This is a genomic window from Okeania sp. SIO2B9 (assembly GCF_010672505.1).
Classification (GTDB): domain Bacteria; phylum Cyanobacteriota; class Cyanobacteriia; order Cyanobacteriales; family Microcoleaceae; genus Okeania; species Okeania hirsuta.
Genome location: NZ_JAAHGK010000908.1, coordinates 1 through 3,196, shown reverse-complemented (window position 1 = coordinate 3,196; position 3,196 = coordinate 1). Strand labels below are relative to the sequence as shown.

The window sequence follows — 3,196 nt, the reverse complement described above, 5'->3', positions numbered from 1 at the left end:
CAAGCGAAAGTATATACAAGCAGTAACCAAAAGCAACAAATACAAAAAACAGGTGTGAATAGAAACCGAAGATGAAAGTCAGCGTGCAAATTACCCAACTTAGTTTATCATTTTTCCTCATAGCACGTAGAAGTGCTATGGTACAGATTAAAGTAGCAAGTCCAAAAAGACTATACTGACGGGCTCCCTGAGATAGTAGAATTTGATAAGGTGATACACTAATTAGTCCAACTGCAATCCACCCTACCGATCGCGAACCGAAAAGCTCATAGCAAAGCCAATAAACAGCAGGCAAACAAGTAAATCCTAATATTACAGATAAAACTCTGGCAGCAAAAGGGTCTTTAAAAATTGAAATTACAAAACGACATAAGACGTAGTAGAGAGGAGTATGTTCTGAATTACCCGCTAATGCAGACATAGTATCTGGTAAACCTTTAGCGGATGTTGGAACTTGATAAGTGAGGATTTTCTCTGCACTAATAATTTCCCCATTAAAAACTTCTTCAACAATTTGAGTTCTGGTATAACCTGCTATTCGATAAAAGCCTCTAACTTCATCAGCATTATAAGGCTTTTGATCTAAGTTGGCGAAAGATAAAAAGATGCGCAATAGCAGTATCACAACGATCAAAACTTTCCAACTGTTCGGTATAGAGGGTTCAGTTTGCTGATACTGATGAACTTCACGTCTAAAGAGCGATAGAATAAGATTTTTGTTTTGCTTTCCTGTTTCCATATCAGGTGTTCCCTTTCCCAAAATTAAGATATATAGTTTAAATGCTGAACCGATACTATTTTGCTAACAATTGTTAACAATGCACAGTAAGATTAACTTACTTAGGGGGTATCTCCCAATGTGGTAGAAAATTTCTCTACCACGCTTTTGATCAAGATTCCACGCGCTCCGTTTAAGTTGCGAACAAGGCGAAAACCATCATTACCAGTCACAACTTTTTTGCCGCCTAAATTGTTGAGGATTTCACCACTCCAGCTAACGGTTTTGCTAGTGTAGGCTTCACTTACATCTACAACTACTTTGTTGTATTCAACAGCTTTATGCTTTAAGAAAAGCTCAAACCTATAGTGTCCCCAGTTCAACATTTGTCTCACTGATTTACTTGTGAGCTTTCTGCTAGTATAAATTGTCATCTGAGAAACTTCAAAAGTTGGAAGCAGAATTACATCAAAGTTTTGAACCAAAAATAAAGCTGTTTTGTGGTGCAACTCATCTATCAAGTTTCTAATTTTTGACCGTTATACCTTACCTCGGCGATTGAGTTTTCTTGACGTTAGGTAGATAACGATCCCTACTACAATGACGACGACTAACAAGACTAAAACTCTTTTCAATAAACCTTGATAGACATATAAAGCTAACCGAATATTGCTGAGAAAATTTGGTTCTGCCATTGACTCAGAATTTTGAATAGCTAAAGTTTCCTTGGTCTTTCCATTATCTGTTGTTAACTTGAATATTTCCAAACTGGCTGAACCAAAGCTGTAGATAGTCCTATCATTAACATAGTTTGGTGAAAAAACAATTGGCTTTCCTGATGAAGGCACATTGCCTATTCTTGATACGGGTAATGAACCATCTGCAATTTGTTTGAATGATTGCCCTCCATCTTCACTTTTGTATAACCCAAGACCTAGCACACCCAACACAAGTGTTTGATCGTTTTCATAGTTTGGTGAAATAGCAATAGCTTCCAACTCAGGCGAGTCAGTACCTAATCCAGGTATAGTTAGCCGCTGGTTCCAAGTTTTTCCTCCATTCCGTGATTCAAAAAGACCTCGACTCCTGGTACTAACAAATAAAGTTTGATCCCGTGCAAAGTCTGGAGAAATAACTATCTGCATTTTTATTGCTTTCTCTAAATCTGTATTTTCACTTATTGCTTCCCAGTTTTTCCCACCGTCCGTACTCTTGTAGATTCCCTTTTCTCCAGTTACATAGAGAGTATTATCGCTAGCAAAATTAGGGGATATGGCAATAGACGGACCATTGTTGCCTTGAAGAGATGGAACCTGACCAACTTTTGAGAAGTCTTTACCTCCATTTTGAGAGCGATAGACATTACCCTTCTGAGCTAGGATGTAAACAGTCCTATCGTTTGAGAAGTCTGGAGAAACACCTATTGTGAGTCCACGTTCTTCTTTAGGCATAGAAGCAATTGACCAGGAGATACCCCCATCCTGACTTCTTGCTACCTTTGTCCAGAGAAATGATGCCCATAATGTTTGATCTCGATCGTAGTTTGGAGAAAAAGCAACATCAAAGTAGCGACGAGGATCGTAGTTAGGTGGTAGTGATTCCCACTTTCTAGTAAACCAAGGTTCTTGGAGACCTCTTTGAGCGATCTTCCAAGTTTTACCGCCATCGCTACTAATATTAATGTTGCCAACGTAGTCCACAGTCGCCACAGTTGAATTATTAGAAACTGCCATTGCAACAACCGTACTCCTGAGTATGGTTTCTAAGTCTTGCCATTTTTGCCCCTGATCTTCAGACTTGAAGAGACCATCAAAACCTGCTAGGAAACTCACGCTGCCATCGGTCGAGAACTCTAGCTCAGTAAAGCTAGGTTGCTTCATACCCTTAGCTTGAGGATCAATTATGAGTCCCTGAGTTCTTGGCTGCCATTCTTGGCCATCCCAGTAAAATAATCCAGTATTTGCTGTGGAAACAAACAGTTGTGGTGCATTTTGCGACCCTGGAATAATTTTGAGATCTTGAACAAGCTCATTGGCGATCGGAATTGCCTGTTTTGTCCAAGTTTTGCCTTGGTCAGTGGTTTGAAAAATACCCTGGGTTTCCGTCGCCAGCGACATTGAACCTACTGCTCCACCTGGCATAGACTCAATAGCAACAATTGGACTATCTAGTGGTAGGCCAGATGCAGCGCGATCGCTAGCTTGCCAAGTTGCTCCGCTGTCGCGAGAGACCAAGAGTTCGTTTGTATTGGTAGCAATGACTAATTTGCCATCATTAGAAAAACCAAGAGTGTCAATAGGACTTTTACTTTGGAATACCTGTTGCCAACTCTCCCCAGAATTTTGAGTTAAGTAGAGTCGATCAGAGATACTTGCTAGAACAATCTTTGATGAAGTTGGTGAAACGATTATATGGTCTATAGCAAGTTCATCTAAACCTTCACTGGTATTTTGCCAGGTAAGTCCTTTGTCTGATGAG

General features: G+C 39.8%; 3 protein-coding genes. All 3 read right to left on the bottom strand.

Features of this window, described 5'->3' with window-relative positions:
* A partial coding sequence (locus F6K13_RS25290) for a glycosyltransferase family 39 protein (RefSeq protein WP_287288742.1) occupies positions 1 to 760 on the bottom strand: 760 nt, incomplete at its 3' end.
* An 80-nt stretch (positions 761 to 840) separates the two neighbouring features.
* Positions 841 to 1,239 carry a transposase gene (locus F6K13_RS25285; RefSeq protein WP_240041646.1) on the bottom strand — a complete coding sequence of 133 codons (399 nt, stop codon included), beginning with the start codon at positions 1,237 to 1,239 and terminating at the stop codon, positions 841 to 843.
* Between the two features lie 18 nt (positions 1,240 to 1,257).
* Positions 1,258 to 3,196: YCF48-related protein (locus tag F6K13_RS25280; protein WP_287288740.1), on the bottom strand; the 1,939-nt coding region annotated here is incomplete at its 5' end.